Source organism: Phycisphaera sp. (assembly GCA_025916675.1).
GTDB lineage: Bacteria > Planctomycetota > Phycisphaerae > Phycisphaerales > UBA1924 > JAHCJI01.
The window spans coordinates 1445155-1464417 of the sequence record CP098402.1; the positions used below are offsets into that span (position 1 = coordinate 1445155).

At 66.3% G+C, this 19263-nt stretch carries 20 protein-coding genes; 11 read left to right on the forward strand and 9 right to left on the reverse strand.

The features are described from left to right. Window positions 1-279: 279 nt before the first annotated feature. Entirely contained in the window at window positions 280-1113 is an 834-nt protein-coding gene (locus NCW75_06280) for an alpha/beta hydrolase (protein UYV13892.1), read from the forward strand. Here NCW75_06280 and NCW75_06285 read toward each other — a convergent pair. From NCW75_06285 to NCW75_06295, 3 genes are all read right to left on the reverse strand, one after another. Continuing rightward, on the reverse strand, window positions 1073-3724 hold the full coding sequence (locus NCW75_06285; protein ID UYV14228.1) for an AAA family ATPase: 2652 nt from the start codon (window positions 3722-3724) through the stop codon (window positions 1073-1075). The two genes, NCW75_06280 and NCW75_06285, sit on opposite strands and share 41 nt — an antisense overlap. 204 nt (window positions 3725-3928) lie before the next feature. Next, complete coding sequence (locus tag NCW75_06290; GenBank protein UYV13893.1) at window positions 3929-4393, reverse strand: hypothetical protein; 465 nt, start codon at window positions 4391-4393, stop codon at window positions 3929-3931. Window positions 4394-4416: 23 nt separating this feature from the next. Beyond that, window positions 4417-4626, reverse strand: coding sequence for a hypothetical protein (locus NCW75_06295; protein UYV13894.1), 210 nt, complete (start codon window positions 4624-4626; stop codon window positions 4417-4419). A gap of 305 nt (window positions 4627-4931) precedes the next feature. Between NCW75_06295 and NCW75_06300 the strand changes: the two genes are divergently transcribed. Beyond that, window positions 4932-5210, forward strand: a complete 279-nt coding sequence (locus NCW75_06300; protein ID UYV13895.1) for a hypothetical protein — start codon at window positions 4932-4934, stop codon at window positions 5208-5210. 64 nt (window positions 5211-5274) lie between these two features. Here NCW75_06300 and NCW75_06305 read toward each other — a convergent pair whose 3' ends face one another. The 4 genes from NCW75_06305 to NCW75_06320 are packed head-to-tail and all read right to left on the reverse strand — an operon-like array spanning window position 5275 to window position 11113. After that, complete coding sequence (locus tag NCW75_06305; protein ID UYV13896.1) at window positions 5275-6306, reverse strand: aspartate-semialdehyde dehydrogenase; 1032 nt, start codon at window positions 6304-6306, stop codon at window positions 5275-5277. Then, window positions 6306-8153, reverse strand: coding sequence for a hypothetical protein (locus tag NCW75_06310; protein UYV13897.1), 1848 nt, complete (start codon window positions 8151-8153; stop codon window positions 6306-6308). Before NCW75_06310 ends, NCW75_06305 begins: the two co-directional genes overlap by 1 nt. 51 nt (window positions 8154-8204) lie before the next feature. Continuing rightward, the gene (locus NCW75_06315; GenBank protein ID UYV13898.1) at window positions 8205-9875 is read right to left on the reverse strand and encodes a hypothetical protein; all 1671 of its coding nucleotides are present in this window, start codon (window positions 9873-9875) and stop codon (window positions 8205-8207) included. Beyond that, the gene (locus NCW75_06320) at window positions 9872-11113 is read right to left on the reverse strand and encodes an aminotransferase class I/II-fold pyridoxal phosphate-dependent enzyme (GenBank protein UYV13899.1); all 1242 of its coding nucleotides are present in this window, start codon (window positions 11111-11113) and stop codon (window positions 9872-9874) included. The genes NCW75_06315 and NCW75_06320 overlap by 4 nt, the downstream gene beginning before the upstream one ends. Before the next feature lie 620 nt (window positions 11114-11733). Between NCW75_06320 and NCW75_06325 the strand changes: the two genes are divergently transcribed. The 8 genes from NCW75_06325 to ndk all read left to right on the forward strand — a co-directional run bounded on the left by NCW75_06325 (window position 11734) and on the right by ndk (window position 16139). Next, window positions 11734-11916, forward strand: a complete 183-nt coding sequence (locus NCW75_06325; protein ID UYV13900.1) for a DUF1328 domain-containing protein — start codon at window positions 11734-11736, stop codon at window positions 11914-11916. Window positions 11917-11984: 68 nt separating this feature from the next. Then, window positions 11985-12197, forward strand: coding sequence for a hypothetical protein (locus NCW75_06330; protein UYV13901.1), 213 nt, complete (start codon window positions 11985-11987; stop codon window positions 12195-12197). A 65-nt stretch (window positions 12198-12262) separates the two neighbouring features. Beyond that, window positions 12263-12721, forward strand: a complete 459-nt coding sequence (locus tag NCW75_06335; protein UYV13902.1) for a PA2169 family four-helix-bundle protein — start codon at window positions 12263-12265, stop codon at window positions 12719-12721. Window positions 12722-12838: 117 nt separating this feature from the next. Then, on the forward strand, window positions 12839-14305 hold the full coding sequence (locus NCW75_06340) for a TlpA family protein disulfide reductase (GenBank protein ID UYV13903.1): 1467 nt from the start codon (window positions 12839-12841) through the stop codon (window positions 14303-14305). Between the two features lie 104 nt (window positions 14306-14409). Continuing rightward, window positions 14410-14712: a hypothetical protein gene (locus NCW75_06345; protein UYV13904.1), complete on the forward strand. Its 303-nt coding sequence runs from the start codon at window positions 14410-14412 to the stop codon at window positions 14710-14712. A 98-nt stretch (window positions 14713-14810) separates the two neighbouring features. After that, complete coding sequence (locus NCW75_06350) at window positions 14811-15110, forward strand: hypothetical protein (protein UYV13905.1); 300 nt, start codon at window positions 14811-14813, stop codon at window positions 15108-15110. Then, window positions 15107-15481, forward strand: a complete 375-nt coding sequence (locus tag NCW75_06355; GenBank protein ID UYV13906.1) for a hypothetical protein — start codon at window positions 15107-15109, stop codon at window positions 15479-15481. Before NCW75_06350 ends, NCW75_06355 begins: the two co-directional genes overlap by 4 nt. A 187-nt stretch (window positions 15482-15668) precedes the next feature. Next, window positions 15669-16139, forward strand: a complete 471-nt coding sequence (gene ndk, locus NCW75_06360) for a nucleoside-diphosphate kinase (protein UYV13907.1) — start codon at window positions 15669-15671, stop codon at window positions 16137-16139. Window positions 16140-16628: 489 nt separating this feature from the next. Here ndk and NCW75_06365 read toward each other — a convergent pair whose 3' ends face one another. Together NCW75_06365 and NCW75_06370 are read right to left on the reverse strand one after the other, a co-directional pair. Then, window positions 16629-17279 (reverse strand): hypothetical protein, encoded by a 651-nt coding sequence (locus NCW75_06365; GenBank protein UYV13908.1) that lies wholly within the window; start codon window positions 17277-17279, stop codon window positions 16629-16631. A 427-nt stretch (window positions 17280-17706) separates the two neighbouring features. Beyond that, window positions 17707-17862, reverse strand: coding sequence for a hypothetical protein (locus NCW75_06370; GenBank protein UYV13909.1), 156 nt, complete (start codon window positions 17860-17862; stop codon window positions 17707-17709). A gap of 44 nt (window positions 17863-17906) precedes the next feature. Between NCW75_06370 and NCW75_06375 the strand changes: the two genes are divergently transcribed. Further along, window positions 17907-19220 carry a VCBS repeat-containing protein gene (locus tag NCW75_06375; GenBank protein UYV13910.1) on the forward strand — a complete coding sequence of 438 codons (1314 nt, stop codon included), beginning with the start codon at window positions 17907-17909 and terminating at the stop codon, window positions 19218-19220. Window positions 19221-19263 lie beyond the last annotated feature (43 nt).

The following is a 19263-nucleotide window of genomic DNA, read 5'->3' on the forward strand; positions in this document are numbered from 1 at the left end:
AGAAGGCCAACGACTCCGACCCCACCCACTCCACGACTCGCGCTGCCAGCAACGATACTGGGACGATGATCGCCGCCGCCCACAATACCGTCGCCACTGCCCGCCCTGCGCCTAGCCAGCTATGGTGAAGCTTAGAGTCAGACCGTGTTTCCGAGGCATCTCGCGTCGTCGGCATTCATGGCGTACGACGTGTGGTGGAACGGGTTCGGCCCTATTCTTGGCCTCACCATGATGCTCGACCGACATAAATCAACTCGCCCCTGTTCCAATTCTGGTGTTTTGGACCTAAGTCGTCTGCTGCTATGGCTCGCCCTGTTCCCGTTCCTGGCTGCCTGCTCACCGTTCGGTGATGCCAACATGTCGACGGCCGATCTCGACCGCGCCCTGACGCAACCCGTAGGCGGCAACGCCGTGTCTTACGTCCACAGCGGAGATCACACTTCCACCCGGGTCATCTACGTCCACGGCACACCTGGCGATGCTGGCGCGTTCGCCATGTACGTTCGTGACGGCCTCAAGGGTGTTGGATCCATCAGTATTGATCGACCAGGCTTCGGCCAGACCGGCGGCGATATCGTCCGCTCGTTCGAGGCCCAAGCAGCGGCGTTCGAGCCCCTGCTCGTCGAACGCGATGGACGATGGCCCGTCTTGGTCGGACACTCGCTCGGCGGGCCGATCGTTGCAAGAGCGGCTGCCGACTACCCCGATCGTGTCGCCGCCATCGTGATCATCGCGGGCTCGCTCGACCCAGAACTGGAAGGCCCGCGCTGGTTCAATTACGCGGGTGTTTTGCTCAGCCCCGCATTGCCCCGGCCGCTGCGTGTGAGTAACAAGGAGATCTTCGCTGCTCGTGAGCAGACCGAGCTGCTCGCCGATGTGCTCGAACACATCCGCTGCCCGGTCGTCATCGTGCACGGGACCAGGGACCGGCTCGTGCCATACGCCAACGTGGAATACATGCGACACGCCTTCACGAACGCGGCCAGCATCGAAGTGATCACGATCGAGGATGGCAACCACTTCATCCCGTGGCAGCGTCCCGACGTTGTGCGAGACGCCGTCGTGCGTGCGATCAACGCTCAGCCGCGGAGACCGCAGCAGCCGCCTTCGTGAAGGTGAACGTCGTGCCCTGAACATCCACGTGCACGGTGTCACCCGCCCCAAACTCGCCCGCCAGGATCCGGCTCGCCAGGGGGTTCTCGATCCGTTGCTGGATCGCTCGCTTGAGGGGCCTGGCGCCGTACGCCGGATCCCAGCCCTCGCTCGCAAGCTGGGCCTTGGCCGCGTCGGTCAGCTTCAGCTTCATGTCGCGATTGGCCAGCCGCTGGTGCAGACGCTCGAGCTGGATCTCGGCGATCGCGCCGAGCTGGTCCTTCTTGAGCTGGTGGAACACGGCGATCTCGTCGATGCGGTTGAGAAGCTCTGGTTTGAAGAACGTGCCGCGCATGTCGACGTTGAGGCGCGCGTTCATCTCCCCGCTCTCCATGTCGGGGTTCAGACCCTTGCCCGCGACGTCCACGCCGGGTCCATGACGAATCAGATCGCGCACGGCGGCCTCGACCTCCCAGTCTTCCGCGCCTTGTTCGGTCATCTGCTGGATCTTCTGGCTACCCAGATTGCTGGTCATCACCACGATCGTGTTGCGGAAGTCGACCGTCCGCCCCTGGCCGTCGGTCAGCCGCCCATCATCGAGCAATTGCAAGAGAACGTTGAACACGTCCGGGTGCGCTTTCTCGACCTCGTCGAGCAGGATCACGCAGTACGGCCGCCGCCGTACGGCCTCAGTCAACGCCCCGCCCTCGTCGTAACCGACGTAGCCCGGGGGCGCGCCGATGAGCCGGCTCACCGAGTGCTTCTCCATGTACTCGCTCATGTCGATGCGCACGAGCGCGTCCTCGGTATCGAACAAGAACCGTGCCAGCGCCTTGCACGTCTCGGTCTTGCCCACGCCGGTGGGCCCAAGGAACAGGAAGCTACCGATGGGGCGATCGGGATCTCCGAGGCCAGCCCGGCTACGCCGCACGGCGTCGGCCACGAGCCGCAACGAGTCGTCTTGGCCAATGACGCGCTCGCGGAGGTGGTCTTCCATCCGCGTCAGCTTGTCTCGCTCGCTCTCGATGAGGCGCGACACAGGGATGCCCGTCCACCGGCCCACGATCTCGGCCACCTGCTCGGCGTCGACCTCTTCCTTCACAAGCAGATCGCCCTGCTTGGCCTTCTCTCGCAGGGCCGCGTCGGCCTGGGCAAGCTCGCTCTCAAGCTCGCGGATCTCGCCGTACTGGATGCGTGCGACGGTCTCGAGTTCGCCCCGCCGCTGGGCCTGCTCCTGCTCAACCCGCTTCGCATCGATCTGCTCCTTGATCGACTTCACCTGGTCGAGCTCGGCTTTCTCGGCCTCCCACTCGCTTGTTAGTGCGCGGTTCTTTTCCTGGAGCTCGGCCAGTTCCTTCTCGATGCGACCCAGTTCCTTCGCACTGCCATCGCTCTTCTCTTCCAGCTTCAACGCTTCACGCTCGATCTCCAACTGCATGATCCGCCGCCGAAGCTCGTCGAGTTCGGTGGGCATCGAATCGTTCTCGATGCGCAGCCTGCTGGCGGCCTCGTCGATCAGATCGATGGCCTTGTCGGGCAGGAAGCGATCGGCGATATACCGCTGGCTGAGCTGCGCCGCCGCCAGGATCGCGCCGTCCTGGATGCGTACGCCGTGGTGCGCCTCGTAGCGTTCCTTGAGCCCGCGCAGGATGGCGACGGTCTCTTCCACGCTCGGCTCGCCGACGAGTATGGGCTGGAAGCGACGCTCAAAGGCCGCGTCCTTCTCGATGTGCTTGCGGTACTCGTCCAGCGTGGTCGCGCCGATGCACCGAAGCTCCCCGCGCGCCAGGGCGGGCTTGAGCAGGTTGCCCGCGCTGACCGCGCCTTCGGCCGCGCCGGCCCCGATGATGGTGTGCAGCTCGTCGATGAACAGGATCACCTCGCCGTCGCTCGCGGTGACTTCTCGCAGAACGGCCTTCAGGCGCTCCTCGAACTCGCCGCGGTACTTCGCGCCCGCCAGCAACTGGCCGACGTCGAGCGCCATGATCCGCTTGTCGCGCATGCCCTCGGGGCAGTCGCCGTTCACGATCCGCAGCGCCAGCCCCTCGGCGATGGCGGTCTTGCCCACGCCCGGCTCGCCGATGAGCACGGGGTTGTTCTTGGTCCGCCGGCTGAGCACCTGCATGGTGCGGCGGATTTCCTCGTCGCGGCCGATCACCGGGTCGAGCTTGCCCTGCTGGGCCTTCTCAGTCAGGTCGACGGCGTACTTCTTGAGGGCCTCGTAGGTCGTCTCGGCGTTCTGATCGGTCACGTTCTGCACGCCGCTGGACGCGCGGATCTGCTTGACCGCTTCCTCGATGTCCTTGGGCTTCGCGCCCACCGTCTCGAGCACGCGCTTGGCCCCGCCCTCCTGGGCGCACGCCAGCAGCAGGTGCTCGGTGGCGATGTACGAATCCCCCATCGCCTTGGCCTTCGCGTCGGCCTTCTGCAGCACGGCCATCACCTCGCGGCCGGTCTGCCCCACGGCCGACGACGTGGTCGGCAGGCTCTTCATCTCGGCCTGAGCAACCTGCAGCACGCGATCGGCCCGCGCCCCGGCCTTGGCCAGAATCGAACCGGCCGGCCCGCTGGGGTCGTCCAGCATGGCGGCGAGCACGTGCAAAGAGCCAACCTCGGCGTGCCCCGCCCCCATGGCCGAGGCCTGGGCGGCGGCGAGCACCTGCTGGGCGGCGGTGGTGAGTTTGTCGGGTGTCATGGTCTTGTCCTCCGAGTGATCCGGCAGAACCAGTTACAAAGGGCGCGCCGGGGCTCGAAATCGGGCTGGGAGGGTCTGGAAGCCGGGTTGGTGGCGTCGAGTACGACACCAGAGCGGATCGCACTGCCTCTCTGGCAGTCGCTACCAGTTGATCGCGATCGCAAAGTACAAGTACGCGGCCACCATCGCGAACAAGCCGAGCCAAAGCGGCACCAGCAACGCCACACGCTTCCCGGTGCCCCACCGCCTTACCCGAGTCCACCTGGCAACCCACAGCCGGGTGCCCAGCCCGCACACGCTTGCGATAATGAGTGGAGCGATCCAATAGAACCCCGGTGCCCAGTCCCCAAAGTACAATGAGAGCAGGATAAAGACCACACCGGCGATGCCAAAGAACCCCAGCCCCATCGCCAGCGGAAGCAGCCCCAGCACAAGCAACCCGACCTGCGGCTTCTCGGCTTGCAGCCTCAGCACTGGAGTCTCCCCGCACTCGGGGCACACACCAGAAGTCAGATCACGCAGGTTGTACTTGCACGTAGGGCACGCGACGTCCCGACCCCGGACGAAGGCCTCGACCATCTTTTGACTTTCGGGGGCACCCTCCACGGGCGCAGTGTACGGGCCGTGGTTTAGCCGCTCAGGTCAACCCGACCGCCGACTTCGCCGGCTCCCGGGCTCGCCGAGACGGCTCCGCGGCTCGACTGGGCCACGTCGGCGGCGTTCTCGATCAGGCTGTTGATCGCCCGCCCCTCGGCCCGGGCCTGGTCCAGTTGCTTGCTGGCCACCGCGATGCTCACGGAGTTGGCCACGTTCACGTTGCTCAGGCTTGGGCTCGTCATGCTCCCTCCATCGGCCATTGCGGGCCCGACCTGAAGCGATATCACCAACCATCCAATCATATTCCGAACGATTCGGGCATCGTATCAAGAAAATCGCCCTTGGGGCACCAGAACCGGCGGGCCCCGGTCCGCGAACCGTTGCCCGTCGCGCTTGACCGGGCTGTCCCAAAGCCGTACAACAGCGGCCAGAAACCCGCGCCCCGGGAGCAACCCAGGGCTGGCGAGCCGATAGAATCGTCTGAGAATTCCAAGCGGCCCGTTTGGCCGCCATGACAGACCGCCCGAGACCGCAAAGGAAGGCCACCATGACCCGCAGCCAGACCACCCGCCGCGTCCTTGTCCCGGCCCTCCTGCTGACGATGACCGGTGCCATGCTGACCGGCTGCGGCAGCGCGGGCCGCCACACCTACCTCCGCTGGAACGTGGCCCCAGAGCTCGAGACGCTTGACCAGCGCTGGGTCGACACCGACAACGAGTATGCCATCATGAACTCCGAGAACACTCGCATGCTGCGGGGCGACTGGCGCCGCGTCTGGTACGTCGACCGCCCCAGCCGCCTGACCCGTGAGCCCAAGCCCTACTAGCGCTCGCTCCAGCAATCCCAGGATCACCAAGCCCGGCCCATCAGGTCGGGCTTTTCATTCACCCTCAGCCGGCCGCGACGGCGGCCAGCCGCTCGGCGATCTGCACCGCGTTGAGCGCGGCACCCTTGCGGAGCTGATCGCCGCACGTCCACAGCGAGAGACGCTGGCCGTTGCGCGATAGCCGGGGACGCGAGACCGAGATCAAGTCACTTCCCGAGATGTCCCTCGGAGTGATCAGCGCCTCCGGGTCGGCATTGAATGCCACGCCCGGGAACGCACCAAACACCCCGGCCACCGCCCCCAGCGTCGCCGTGCGCTCGAACTCGATCGTCAACGACTGGCTGTGGCAGCGCTCCACCGGCACCCGCACGCACGTGGGAGATATGTCCAGGTCGGGAACGGCCAGGATCTTCCTGCTCTCGGCGACGATCTTGGCTTCTTCGGCGTTCATCCCGGTCTCTGCATCGACCGCAGACTCATGCGGGAACACGTTGAGCGCGCACGGCACCGGGAACACCGAGGGTTCGGCGGCCTTGCCGTCGAGCACGTCGCGGGTCTGTGTAAACAACTCTTCGAGCGCCGCCCGCCCCGCGCCGGAGATGGCCTGGTACGTCGAGGCGATCACCGACCGCACGCCAAAGGCTCGACGGACGGGCTCGATCGCAAGGAGCAGCAGGATTGTCGAGCAGTTGGGGTTGGCCACCAGCATCGGCCCGTCGTCGAGCAACTCCCCGTTGACCTCCGGCACGACAAGGGGCGTCTCTGGGTCGAGCCGATACGCCGATGAGTTGTCCACCACCCGCACGCCCACGTCATTGGCCGGGGGGATGTACGCCTTGGCTGTGTCGGCATCGGTACAGAAGAGCGCCACGTCGCAGCCGGGCAACGAGTCGTCTCGAAGCTCAGTGATCGTGAGTTCGCCGCCACGATACGGGACAACTGTCCCCGCCGATCGCGCCGAGCCGAATACACGCACGCGTTCAATCGGCACGCCGCGATCGGCCAAGATCGACAAAGCCTCACGCCCGACCAGGCCGTACGCGCCAACGACCGCGATCGTCGCGCCGGCCAGCGGGCTCGTACACTCTTCGGCCATCAGCCCCCACCATCTTCCTTGGGCTTGCGGCCGGGCAGCAGCCCGCCGAGTCCCTCGCGTACTTTGTCGCCGACCTCGTCGTCGATCTTATCGAGAACCTTGTCCCGGGCCCGATCGATCTCCTCATGCACCTCGCCACGCAACTCATTGGCCAATTGCGTTGCTCCGGCCTGCGCGAACGCCTGCCCCCAAGCCTCGGCGTCGATATTCAGCCCGGGCGCGTCGATCGGCCCCTTCACACCGATGGGCAGCCGTAGTTCGCTCACTTTGGCCGACCCCGCGCCCGGCAGTGTGACGGTCGAGTCCCTCACCAGCACGTTCAGCGGCAGGTCGATCCACTCTGCCCGGAACACCCCCTCGATCACGGCATCGACCGTGCCGCCGGCCAGCAGCGGCTGATCTCCTCCAGCACTGAGAGCGCTCGACACACGGTCGGCCGGGATGCCGCGACGCGCCAGCAGCAGCGTCGAGTTGCCATCTCCCGCAGCAAGCGAGCCCAGCGTCACGTCGGCCTGGTACAAGCCCGACCGGCTGCTCACGGTCACTTTTGGCGCGCCCTCGACCAGCCACGGCTGGGTCGACAAGTTCTCACCCCGCGCGTCGAACACTTCACCCGGCGCGTTGGCCGCGGTCATGCCCTCAACGATCACCTCGCGCACCAGCACCTTGGGTGCATCGTCGACCAAGTGGTCGGCCGCCACGAACGCGTAGCCCTTTTCGGCGACCTCCCGCGCGAGCCGCTCGCGCAGGGTCTCCTTCTTGCCCTCCGGTGGCGCACCGGGGCCGGTCTCCTCCTCGCCCGGCTTCTTGTTGTTGACTCTTTCGAGCCACTCGCGGGCCTGCTTCAGGCGGCCCTTCCACTTCTCGGCTTCCTTGAGATAGTCTTCGAGTGTCTTGCCCTCGCCCGTCGGCTCGGGTGGCTTCCGACGCGGGCCGACCAGCACGCCGGGCACCTTTCGTGCCTCGCCGGTCGATGCCTCGCTGGCCACCAGCCGATCGATCGCGAACCGCTTGCGCAGGAGGTCGGCGTTGCTGACATTGCCCTCGAGCTTCCCAGCCCGGAAAATGTCGGTGCCAAGGTCCTCGGGGTCCGCCATCGCCAACGACGTGACCACGAGTTGGCCGCTGGAGAGGTCGATGTCGGCGCTGCCCACGTCGACCGTCGCGCCGTTGGCCCGCTCCAGGCCCGCCTTCATCGCGTATGTCACGACCGGCTCGGTCAGGAACATCGTGCCCACCCACACCAGGGCGACCATCAGCAAAGCAACGACCGCGCCTAAGGGCCGGATTGGCAGCCCAACCCGCTTGGCTGAGAGCTCGGCATAGCTCTTCTTGTGCCCGCCGAAGAAGATCCATAGGAGCGACCGCACCCACTTCTTGCTCGTGGCCTTCTTGTACCGTTCCGAGCCCTCCTCCATGCCGGCCAGCTTGCGACGGAGCTTGCCGATGGCGATCACCAGCAACGCGGTCGCTACGGCTCCCACGACCACGCCCAGAACGATGCCGCCGGTGGTTGCGTAGTACTCGAACCCGAACCACGCCAGCACGGGCGCGTTGATGAGCGCACCCATAGGCCCGCCGAGAGGCCCGTCGAGCACCGCCCGCCCGACACCGAACTGCACCGGCATGATGAGCAGGCTCAACAGCTTGCTGCCCGCCGCCATGATGGTCGCCACGAACAGGTTGGCATTGAGCACCATCAGCAGCATGAGCAGTGCCAACAACAACGCGGGAGACGTGCTGACGCTGGGCACGAAGCCGATCATGGCCCCCAGCACGCACGCCATGCCAACCTGGACGGGGGTGACCTTGCCTCGGACGAGTTTGCCGATCTTGCGGGTAAGCATGGAGCCTCCTTGGTGTGTTGGCAAGGGTAGGACCGAAGCCGAGTTGCGCTGCTAAACCAGTACGCCCGCCGCCACTCGCGTGAACAAGGCTTCACGCTCCAAGGCCAGCACATCCGCCACCACCGCCTCCGCCGTCGGCCACCGCCCAGCCCCTCGCCCACGAACGACCGTGACCTCGCCATCGGCTCCGGTGATCTCTGCGGCGTTACACTCACCCGGAAGCTCGAACAACGGATCCCCCGTCTCGACGGCCTCGACAGCGACCGACATCGTGCCGTCGACGCCAACCGTCGCGACCTGACGCTGGCACCAGCCGCGTGGGGCCAGACGCACGTTGGCGCAACCCAAGTCGATCGATCCCGGGGCATCGATGCCGCAGCACATCGCGAGCACCCGCAACTTGTCAAGGCTGTCGCGGCCATCCAAGTCCCGCGACGGATCGGCCTCGGCAAGCCCCAGGCGCCGAGCTTCGGCGATCGCGTCTTCCACGAGCACGCCTTCGGCAAGCCTGGATAGCACGAAGTTCGCCGTGCCGTTGAGCACTCCCCGCACTCGCGTAGCCCCGAGCCGGGTTGCCGCTTCGAGCACCGGCGCCCCCCCACCCACCGAAGCCGAAGACAGCAGCCGCCGATCGCACGCCTCGGCCAGATCGAACAACGTTCTCCCATGCTTAGCCAGCACCGCCTTGTTCGCCGTCACAACGTGGGACCCCGACCGCAACGCCGTTGCAATAGCCTCACGCGCCGGCTCGACACCGCCTATCGCCTCGACCACCATGTCGGCCCCGCACCGGGCTACTTCGAGCGGGTTGGTCGAGACCGTGCCTGCCGCCAGCCGACTCAGCAGGTCGCCATGCTTCTCGGCATCCCGCACCGCCGCCCCAACCACCTCGAACCGCTCGGGCATCTGGGTGAGCAGTTCCAGCACACCCCCGCCGACAACACCAACGCCAAGCAACGCGACGCGCAGCGGGAGAGGGCTTCTGTTGCACCCTGCGAGCACAGACGGGTGAGTTCCCACCCTAGTGGCCCGTGTCGCGTTGACCCGGCCAACCTCGAATGCCAGATTCCGCTCCCGAGCGAAACGTACGGCCTTGTGCTGCAGGATGGATCCATCCAGCCGCAAGGCATCGTCGAACGATGCCCGCTCGAACCGCTCGGGTGGCGGCCCGCTGCTGGCCGGATCACGCTCGTACAGGCCGTCCACGTCCTTCAGCAACCGGCACTTCTTGGCTTTCAGCCCATCGGCCAGTACAAGAGCGGTCAGATCGGACCCGCCCCGTCCTAGCGTGACCGTGCGCCCCTGGTCGTCGATGGCCAGGAACCCGGGCACGACGACTACGCCAGTTGTATCCAGAGACGATCGCACACGATTTGCATCAAGGCCCATAGGCTGCGCATCGAGCGCCGGCCCGTGGGCTCGCAAGCCGATGGCAGCCGGATCGAGCAACGCCGCCGCTACGCCAACCCTATCGAGGCACCCGACCAGCTTTGCAGCACTTTCACGCTCACCGCACGCCAGAACCGTTGCCGTCGCGTGTCCGGTGGCTTCCAGACCACCACATTGACACGAGGCGAGCAACTCGTCGGTGCGCCCAGCAAACGCCGACACGACAGCAACGACCTGCCAGCCCTCACGGCGCCAGCGGTAGATCTCATGCACGGCGATCCGCAGCCGATCCTCATCGGTGAGCACCGATCCGCCAAACTTCAGAACAATCACACCCGGGCACATTCGGCCACCCCCTGGGCGCTGCCCGCCTTGTTGGTCGCGATCGAGATCGCCCGCTCGAGATCGGCGATGATCGCCTCGGATGGCTCGAGCCCCACGCTCAGCCGTAGCAATCCGTCTGCGATACCGCACGAACGCCTGTGTCCGGCTGGCACATCCGCGTGGGTCATCGTGGCCGGATGGGTGACCAGGGTCTCGACCGAGCCCACGTGCTCCACCAGGGTGCAAAGCTGGAGGGTCTCGGCCACCAGCCGCGCCGCTTCGACGCCCCCGCGAACCTCGAAGCTCAGCACCGCCCCGTGGCAGGGCGTGCGTCCGCCGAGCGCCGGCAGGTGCTGGCTCTCGGCCAGTTCCCGGGTCGCCCCCGTCGCTAAGCCGGCATAATTCACGACGTCCACGGCGTGGTGGTCGTGCAGCCACCTCGCGATGGTGAGTGCAGTCTCGCTCTGCCGCGCCAGCCGCAGCGGCAGCGTCTTGAGTCCGTTGATGGTGGCCCACGCGTTGAACGGGCTCTGGATCGCTCCGGTACACTTTCGGATGAATCGGATGCGTTCGAGCAGCTTCGCATCACGCGAAACGAGCGCGCCGCCGAGCGCCAGCGAGTGCCCATCGATGAACTTCGTCGTGGAGTACACCGAGATGTCCGCACCAAGGTCCAACGGCCGCTGGAGCACCGCCGTCTGGAACGTGTTGTCGACCGCGAGCAATGCCCCAGCCTGACGTGCCACGACGGCGATCGCCCGGATATCACTAACCTCAAGCACCGGGTTGCTGGGCGTCTCTACAAAGACCAGCTTGGTGTTCTCGCGAACCGCCCGTCGCACGTCTGCCACGTCCGTTGTGTCGACAAACGTCGCCTCGATGCCCAGCCCGGGGAGCACCTCTCGGAGCAACCGCACGGTCCCGCCGTACACCGACCGGCCGCACACGACGTGATCCCCCGCCCGCAGCACCGCCAGGAACAACGCCGTCTCGGCGGCCAGCCCGGAGCCAAAACACGCTGCCGGCAGGGCGTTCTCGAGCTGGCCGAGAGCGTCTTCCAGCACGGCTACGGTGGGGTTGCTGACGCGTGAATACTGGTGGGTTGGGTTGCTCCCCACGCCATCACGCCGGAACGTGGTGCTCTGGGTGATCGACGCCGTCAGCGGCTCGCCATCGCCTCCACCCCGGCCAATGCCCGGGCAAAAGGCGGACGCGTCCGTGATCTCGAAATTGGCAACGTGTCCCATGCTGTGAACTCCTTCACAGCATCGAGAGCTTCCAGTGCTGGCGTGGACGCGGCGAACATCGCCACCGGTTTGCCGAGTGTCGTCTTCTAGACGACCTCGACCGCATCGCTCCCCACGCCGGGGCTGGCCTCGGCACCGTGGCATGGTCTGGATGACCCGCTCGGTTGCCGCCCGGAACCTTGTGAGGCATCCCGGGACTCTTGATGCATGTCGTTTGGAGGATAGCAAGCCTCCAATGCCGGTCAAGCGACGCTCAAGTCCCAATATGACACGGATTTCATCCAGCTTTCATCTGGGCAAGAGGTGTTTTGCGGTATCACTGGCATGTCCACACTCTGCCACGCCATCAACCGGCGTCCGGCGTGTGTGAACCGGCCGAGCCGTTCCAAGCCGTCGATCACCGCGCCGGATGCCGTTCCTCGTCAGCCAGTCTGTTTTGGGATGGCCCCATCGACCGAACACGGTCGATGCAATATGAATCCCGATTCATCGCCTTCCAAGGGGGGTTTCATGCGCGGGGGCAACAGTACATACGTGAGAAGTAATGGCCCATTTGCCCGGAGCGTACGAACGGGAGGGGGGGCCGAGATTCGAGTACGGGTACGCATGGGAGACTTGATATGTTGGGTTGGGCAATCGCATTCTTTATCATCGCCATCATCGCGGCCGTTTTTGGATTCGGCGGCATCGCCGCCGGCGCCGCCTCGATCGCCAAGATTCTATTCGTCATTTTCCTCATCCTGTTCGTGCTCTCGCTGATCTTCGGGCTGGTCCGTCGTGGCAAGACCAATGTCAGCGTCTGAGCCATCCAACCGATAGACTACACTTCGTTGTTCTATTTCTGCTCGAACACCCGAAAAGGAGTCCCCACATGACCACTCGAATGAACGCTCGCAATCTCGCTAAGAGCCTTACCACCGCCAGCGCCATTACCCTGTTTGCCCTGACCGCCTCGCTCACCGGCTGCGAGGATGCCGCCGACGAGACGGGCGACGCACTCGAAGAAACCGGCGATGCGGTTGATGACGCCGTCGACGACGCTGGCGATGCGGTCGACGATGCCGTCGACGACATGGGCGGCTGAGCATCGCTTAGGCCCGCACGCCCGAATCACGAACCACTGCACCCTCTATCCGAGGAGGATATACCATGGAGTCCATCACCAATCTTGACAAGAATACCCTCAGCGGCGTTAAGTCAATTATCGAGATCAACATCGACGCGAGCAAGGGGTTTGAGACGGCCGCCGAGAACATCGAGAATTCCGACATCGCAGGCTATTTCCGCCAGTGTTCGGCTCGCCGTGCCCAGTTTGCCGACCAACTGAGCCGAGTGGTCGACGTCAACGGTGTCGATTCGCCCGATTCGGGCACCGCCAAGGGGGCAATCCACCGCTGGTGGGTGAACATTCGTGGCACCGTTCAGAACGGTGATGAACATGCCGTGCTCGCCGAGGCCGAGCGAGGCGAGGACGCCATCAAGGGCAAGTACGAGGAAGTGCTCAAGAGCACCGCGGGCAGCCCGCTCAACGCCATGCTGACCGACCAGTACGCCGCGGTGAAGGAAACGCACGACACGATCCGTGATATGCGAGACGCCCGGGCCTGACACGCCGAACACCGTCTCAACACAACAAACCCCCCAGTAGGCGGCCGTTCAGGGATTCAATCCTGAGCGGCCGTCTCGCCGCGCCGAACGCCCAAGAGTCATCGAACGTAGAATCTGGTGCCCGGTAGCCTCCAACTGGGCATCATGGAGGATCGCATCATGCCGGCGCACGGTTCGATAGCTACCACGATTTCGCTTGTCATCATGATCGGCGGCCCCCTGGTCGCGGGAGTCTGCCAGGTCGCCCGGGCACAAGATGGCCTCCAACGAGCCCGGGAAGACGAGCTCCCCAGCGGCCTCGACCTCCTCCGCGCCGCCGACGAACAACTCCGCAACACCCAGGGCTTGGCCTTCACCATCCGCCGCGACGGTTCGGGTGCCCAAGCGACGCGCGAGCCCTATACCAAGGCCCGCGTGGTCATTTCCCGCCGCAATGAAGCCACCCGTGCCGGCTTGCTCGATGCCGACTTGGCCCCGCAGTGGCAGGTCGCCACCTTCGGAATCATCAGCAGCGCCGACGGCAAGGACGATCCCATCCCGTTCGCTTTTTCGATGGACCAGGAACACGCGCGGTACCTCGACGCGTTCCAGGGTGCACTGGTCGATAGCGAGCCCGAGCACGCCCAGAATCTCATCGACGACTCGGGCGCGTGGACGGCCATGCACTGGCTCAGCGAGTGGGAGACGCTCGTTGGTAAGCCGATTATCGATGACACCCCACGCGAGCATCCCCGCTTCGACGGCAACGTCCTCTTGGGCGAAAACCCAACCAACGCGATCTACGTCGACCTCGCCGAGTTCCCAAACACGCACGCCTTCGGTGCCTGGTGGTACCTTGGTGTCGAAGATAACCTGCCCCGCGGCTTCGAACTGGTTTACTACGACGTTCGCGGCGACGACAACGAGAGCATGGGCGATGGCATCTCACGCCTGACCATCTCCAACGTCGAGGCGTTGGACAACCCCACCGACATCGCGGCGGCCGTGAAACACGCCGCCAAGATCCTCGACGAGACCAACTGGCGCGAGAACGACGAGACGCCGCTCTCTGACCTCATCGATCTGGCCAACCCCTTCACGCTGCCCATGCCGGAGGGCTTCGAAGCCGTCGCCTACGAGCCGCCCGTGGACCAACGCCAGGCCCGAGCCCCCGCCGAGCCCCCGCTGAACATCCCCGCCCCCGACTTCACCCTGCTCGACCCTGAGGGCAACGAGCACACACTCAGCGATTACCAGGGCAAGACCGTGATCATCGACTTCTGGGCGACCTGGTGCGGCCCGTGCCTCCAGGTCATGCCCGAGCTCCAGGCCATCCACCAGAAGCACAAGGACAAGGGCGTCGTCGTCATGGGCGTCAACGCCTGGGAGAACGGCGATCCCAAGGCCCTCATGGACGCCCGTGGCTGGGATTACCTCCTCCTGCTCAACGGCGACCAGGTCGCCGCCGACTACCAAGTTGGCAGCATCCCGACGATGGTCATCGTCGATCCCAATGGCATGATCATCAAGCGAAAAGTGGGAGCCGGCCCCGGCCTGACCGAAGAACTCGAGGACGCCATCGAAGCCGCCGTCATCCTGCAGTAGCCCGGCCTCGCGTGATATGAACGTGTTTTTACGCATGATTCATGGTGCTGTCAGACACACGCGGCAAGATACTCCTGTTCCATCACCGAAGCAGGAGATATCCAATGGCGACCAGTAAAACCACCGACAGTCCCGCGGCCGACGTTGAGGCCATCCGCGAAGATCTTGCTTCGCTCAAGACCGACGTTGCCTCGCTCATTACCGACATCGCCCATCGCGGTGCCGATGGCGCATCCAGCATGGCTCAGACAGCCACCGACAAGGCCCAAGAGCTCGGGAGCGCCGCCCGGGATCAAGCCACCGAGGCTCACGATCGTTTGGCCAGCGAGGTCAGCCAGCGTCCACTCCTGTGGCTCGCTGGAGCCGCCGTGGCTGGTGCGCTCATCGCCCGCGGTGTGCGACGCTAACGAGCGGCTCGTCTCTCTTGTTCGCCCCCTGCCAGCGGGGGGCGATCCAAGTGTACTGGCCACCACCACGCACAGAGTTTCCAAGGGGGGAACGATCGATGCTCGAGAAAGCCGCCGACACCTTTATCGCCGCCGTCGACCTCATGGAGGCCGAGGGCCGGCAACTCCGCCGCACCGGGGCCGACCTCACATTCTGGGGCGTTGTCGTGGTCGGCTCGGCGACCATCTCGGTGGTCGGCGTCACGGCCTTGCTGGTCGGCCTGGCGTGGATTCTGGCACAATCGGTCGGCGTGGCGGGGTCGCTGGCGATCATGGGCGCGGCGGCGACGCTGCTGGGGGTCGGGCTCGCCGCCCATGGCCGGCAACGCATGCGGGCCGCCGGAGGGAGCGCGCCATGAGCACGCCAGCACCCCGCCACCCCCATACCCGCCACCGCCGCCATCCCGCCGCGCTCCCGCCCGCCAAGCACGATGACGCGCAGGCCCGGCTCGGCAATCGACCCCGGCCGCAAACGATCGAGGAAGCCAAGCTCAACCTCCGGGTTGCCGCCGCCAGCCGCAGCGGCAGCGCGTCGGGGGGCGACTCGGGCTCGCTCGCCGGCGATCTCGCCTCGAGCGCGATCCGCTTCGCCAAGGACCACCCCGCCGCCCTGGCCACCGGCATCGGCGTGGTCGCCCTAGTCGTCGGCCCGGGAGCCATCATCAAGGGGGCCGCAACCGCCGCCCGCCTGGCCACCGTCGCCGGCTTCCTGGGCAAGGCGGCCAAGTAGGCCCCTTCCCCCCCACACACACGAACCCTGTTCCCATCATCCGCCGCCCGGGGCCCCGCAAGGCCCCTGGCGGCCTGTTCTACTCACTGACGCGCCCTCCATTTGCTTGCCTGCCGTCTGCCCATTGGGCCTGCTCCCCCCTACCCTTGCGGCCCAACCCCACAAGCCCCCAAGGAGCCTTCCCAAGATGGAAACCACCCTCATCATCCTCAAGCCCGACGCCGTCCAGCGGGGCCTCATGGGCCGCATCATCAGCCGCTTCGAGGACAAGGGCCTCCAGGTCGTCGGCTGCAAGCTCATGAAGATCAGCCCGCAGCTGGCCGCCGAGCACTACAAGGACCACGCCGGCAAGCCGTTCTACGACGGCCTCGTCCGCTTCATGACCGGCGCCCCGGTGCTGGTCATGGCCATCCGCGGCATCGGCGCCATCGCCATCAGCCGCTCGATGATGGGCGCGACGTTCGGCTCCAAGGCCGACGCCGGGACGATCCGGGGCGACTTCGGCGTCTCGAACAGCTTCAACCTCATCCACGGCAGCGACAGCCCCGAGGCCGCCCAGCGCGAACTGGGCCTGTTCTTCAACGACGGCGAGGTCCTCGACTACGAGCGGGCCATGAGCCAGTGGGTGTACGACTATTCGAGCGGGTCGCCGGAGTAGGGCGTCGATCGCGCGTTTCTGGCGGTTCGCCGCTGCGGCGGGGCGGAAGACCGCCGCGCCTTCGCTCGCCCAACGGGGTTGCTTTTGAGCGGTCGCTTCGCTCCCTTGACGGCCTGACGGCCGGGCCGCAGAAGCGGCCGCGCCTCCGCATGCGCTCTCGCTCGAAGACTCGTTCGGCGGATGCTCCGTCGCAAGAGCCCGCTGCGCAGGTTCACACAAGGCACTTCGCGCCGGGGCATCCGCCGTCTTCGGCGCATGCCCCGGCGCGGCGGCCCCCGGCCGCCCGGCCGCTCATGCGGCCGCAAGCGAGCAACGCGAGCGCTCAAAACAAACCAAGTTCGCGCAGCTCAGGCGCAGCCGTCTTCGGCTCCGCCTGAGCGTCGAACGTCCAAGCCCGCCCCAACAGCACAAAACAAAGAGCGAGGGGCCCCGGCCTCCGCCGCGCCCCCTCGCTCGCATACCAAGATCAACATATCGAATTGGCCGGGCCTACGCCGCGACGCTGGCCAGCCCCTGGCCGCCCACACCGAAGCGCACCAGGATCGGCTCGCCCGGCACGGTGTTGACCGTGTGCCGCGCGGTGACCTGGTAGCTCGCGCTCGCCGTGCCCGCGGGCACGGTGGTGTCGGTGAAGGCCTTGCTGGTGGTGTCGCCGAGGAACGCGAAGGAGGTTTCCCCAGCGAGCTGGCGGGTCACCAAGTAGAAGGTGCCCGCGGGGCCCTTGCCCTTCCAGCTGAGCTCGACCTGGCCGTTGTTGTTGAGCGTGGCGCTCAGGCCGGTGGGCTCGGCGGGCGGCTCGGCCGGGCTGGGCGCGCTGGCCCCGCTGATGTCGGCCAGGTCGTAGACCGCCTGGGGGTTCTCGCTGGCCTCGGCGAAGGCCTTGATGGCCAGCACGGCGTCGCTGGCCAGGTCCTTCATGCCGTCGGCGGTGCCGTACCAGGTCTGGGTAGCCCCCTTGCTGGCGTCGCGGACGGCCAGCGAGGTGGTCAGATCCTGGCGGGCGGAAGCCGCGGCGGAGATCACGGTCGCGACGGTTTGCGGATCTAGCCCGATCGCCGCGGCGTTGTCGTTCCAGGCGGCGGCGTGGCTCTCGACCCAGAGCAGCGCTTCGCGCCGGTTCTGGGGCATGTTGGTACCCATGATCGGTTCCTTTCTATGCAGCGGCGCTCGCCGCCTGCGTCTGGGTTTGCGGCGCTCGCCGCGGGTCTTCGTGTCCGGCCCGAGCACCGTGCCCGGGCCGATGCCCCTGGATCGCCCGATCGCGCGGGCCGCAACGGTCGCAAGGCTCGAAATCGCAGAAAACCGGTCCGGTTGTGCCGGTCGTACCGGTCGCGCGGCCGCACGGACGCTCGACGCCCCCCCAACGCTCCCCCATCGCGTTGCACGCCGACGCCCGAGAAGCGCGATGATCGATCGTTGATCATCGACTGCCGGTCCTTGATGGTCGAGTGCGCGTCGCCGAACATCGAACGCGGGCCGCTCTGGATCGAGGCGCGGCACCGCACGATCGATCGGCCGCTCCCGGGGCTCGAACGCCGATCCTGGTCGGTCGGGTGCCCGCGATCGATCATCGAGTGCCCGCCGTCGGCGTGCGACCATCGGGCACGCGGCCCCGGCCGCCGCGCCACCAGCCGCCCACCCCGCCCGCCCCACCGGCCCCGCGTGGCCCGCACGCCCGATAGCCCGATGGCAGCCGACCGATGCCGCCGTTGTGCTCTTGCACGCGCGGCCGGATTTCGGTATGCTTGGGCCCAGAGGAGAACATCCATGCCCCGAATCCGTGACCTCGTGGCCGTGCCGGCCGCTGCCGCCCTGATGGCCCCGGCCGTGCTGGCCCAGGACTGCGACCCCGCCGAGATCTTCGCGCCCCAGGTGGCCTACGGCGTAGGCGACCGTGCCGACGCCGTCGCAATCGGCGACCTGGACGGCGACGGCGACGCGGACCTGGCCGTGGCGAACGCGGTGAGCGGCGACGCCAGCGTGCTGCTGAACAACGGCGACGGCACCTTCGCCTCCGACGTGCTTTATGCCGCTGGCGACTACCCCAGGGCGGTCGCGATCGGCGACGTGGACGGCGATGGAGACGCTGACCTTGTTGTTGCAAATACGAATGGCAATGACATCAGCGTGCTGCTCAACCGCGGCGACGGCACGTTCGCGCCGCAGGTGCGCTACGCGGGGGGTATCGGCCCGCGTTCGGCGGCCATCGGCGACTTGGACGGCGACGGCGACGCCGATCTGGCTGTAACGAACGGGTTCGACCGTGATGTCAGCGTACTGCTCAACAACGGCGATGGGACGTTTGGGCCCCAGGTGTCCTATGGCGCGGGCAATGGGCCAAGGTCCGTAGCAATCGGCGATCTGGACGGCGACGGCGACGCGGACCTCGCCGTGGCGAACACCTTCAGCCAAGACGCCAGCGTGCTGATGAACAATGGCGATGGCACCTTCGCTTCCGATGTCCTCTATGACCTTCCGTTCGGGGGCCAGTCCGTGGCGATCGGAGACCTCGACGGGGATGGTGCCCCCGACCTTGCCGTGAGCACCACCGGGACCACGGCACTGGGCGGCGTGAGCGTGCTGCTCAACAATGGCGATGGCACCTTCGCATCCCAGGTGGGCTATGTCGCGGGCGCGTTCGGCAGCTCGGTGGTCATTGGTGACCTGGACGGCGATGGCGACGCCGACCTCGCGGTAGCAGACGGCCAAGCCAGCAACCTGAGCGTGCTGATCAACAACAGCGATGGCACCTTCGCACCCGAGGTGCTTTACGTTTCGGGCTCCCGCCCCACGTCTGTGGCGATCGGCGATCTGGATGGCGACGGAGACCCCGATCTCGCCACGGCAAACAGAGGGGATCTTCCCGGGGATGCCAACGTGGGCGTGCTGCTCAACCGGTGCGGGCCCTACGGCTGCCCGGCCGACCTGGACGGCGACGGCGCGCTGACCATCTTCGACTTCCTGGCGTTCGGCAACCTGTTCGACCTGATGGACCCCGCCGCCGACTTAGACGGCGACGGCGACTTTACGATCTTCGATTTCCTGACGTTTCAGAACGCGTTCGACGCCGGGTGCCCGTAGAGTATGAAATCGGCAAATAAGCAAATAAGCAAATAAGCAAATA

Coding starts and splice junctions, on each gene's coding strand:
- NCW75_06335 (UYV13902.1), top strand. CDS start 12,263: ATGGAGTCCATCACCAATCTTGACAAGAATACCCTCAGCGGCGTTAAG.
- NCW75_06365 (UYV13908.1), bottom strand. CDS start 17,279: ATGGGTACCAACATGCCCCAGAACCGGCGCGAAGCGCTGCTCTGGGTC.
- NCW75_06355 (UYV13906.1), top strand. CDS start 15,107: ATGAGCACGCCAGCACCCCGCCACCCCCATACCCGCCACCGCCGCCAT.
- NCW75_06345 (UYV13904.1), top strand. CDS start 14,410: ATGGCGACCAGTAAAACCACCGACAGTCCCGCGGCCGACGTTGAGGCC.
- NCW75_06300 (UYV13895.1), top strand. CDS start 4,932: ATGACCCGCAGCCAGACCACCCGCCGCGTCCTTGTCCCGGCCCTCCTG.
- NCW75_06330 (UYV13901.1), top strand. CDS start 11,985: ATGACCACTCGAATGAACGCTCGCAATCTCGCTAAGAGCCTTACCACC.
- NCW75_06310 (UYV13897.1), bottom strand. CDS start 8,153: ATGCTTACCCGCAAGATCGGCAAACTCGTCCGAGGCAAGGTCACCCCC.
- NCW75_06325 (UYV13900.1), top strand. CDS start 11,734: ATGTTGGGTTGGGCAATCGCATTCTTTATCATCGCCATCATCGCGGCC.
- NCW75_06285 (UYV14228.1), bottom strand. CDS start 3,724: ATGGGGGCGGGGCACGCCGAGGTTGGCTCTTTGCACGTGCTCGCCGCC.
- NCW75_06320 (UYV13899.1), bottom strand. CDS start 11,113: ATGGGACACGTTGCCAATTTCGAGATCACGGACGCGTCCGCCTTTTGC.
- NCW75_06305 (UYV13896.1), bottom strand. CDS start 6,306: ATGGCCGAAGAGTGTACGAGCCCGCTGGCCGGCGCGACGATCGCGGTC.
- NCW75_06375 (UYV13910.1), top strand. CDS start 17,907: ATGCCCCGAATCCGTGACCTCGTGGCCGTGCCGGCCGCTGCCGCCCTG.
- NCW75_06295 (UYV13894.1), bottom strand. CDS start 4,626: ATGACGAGCCCAAGCCTGAGCAACGTGAACGTGGCCAACTCCGTGAGC.
- ndk (UYV13907.1), top strand. CDS start 15,669: ATGGAAACCACCCTCATCATCCTCAAGCCCGACGCCGTCCAGCGGGGC.
- NCW75_06350 (UYV13905.1), top strand. CDS start 14,811: ATGCTCGAGAAAGCCGCCGACACCTTTATCGCCGCCGTCGACCTCATG.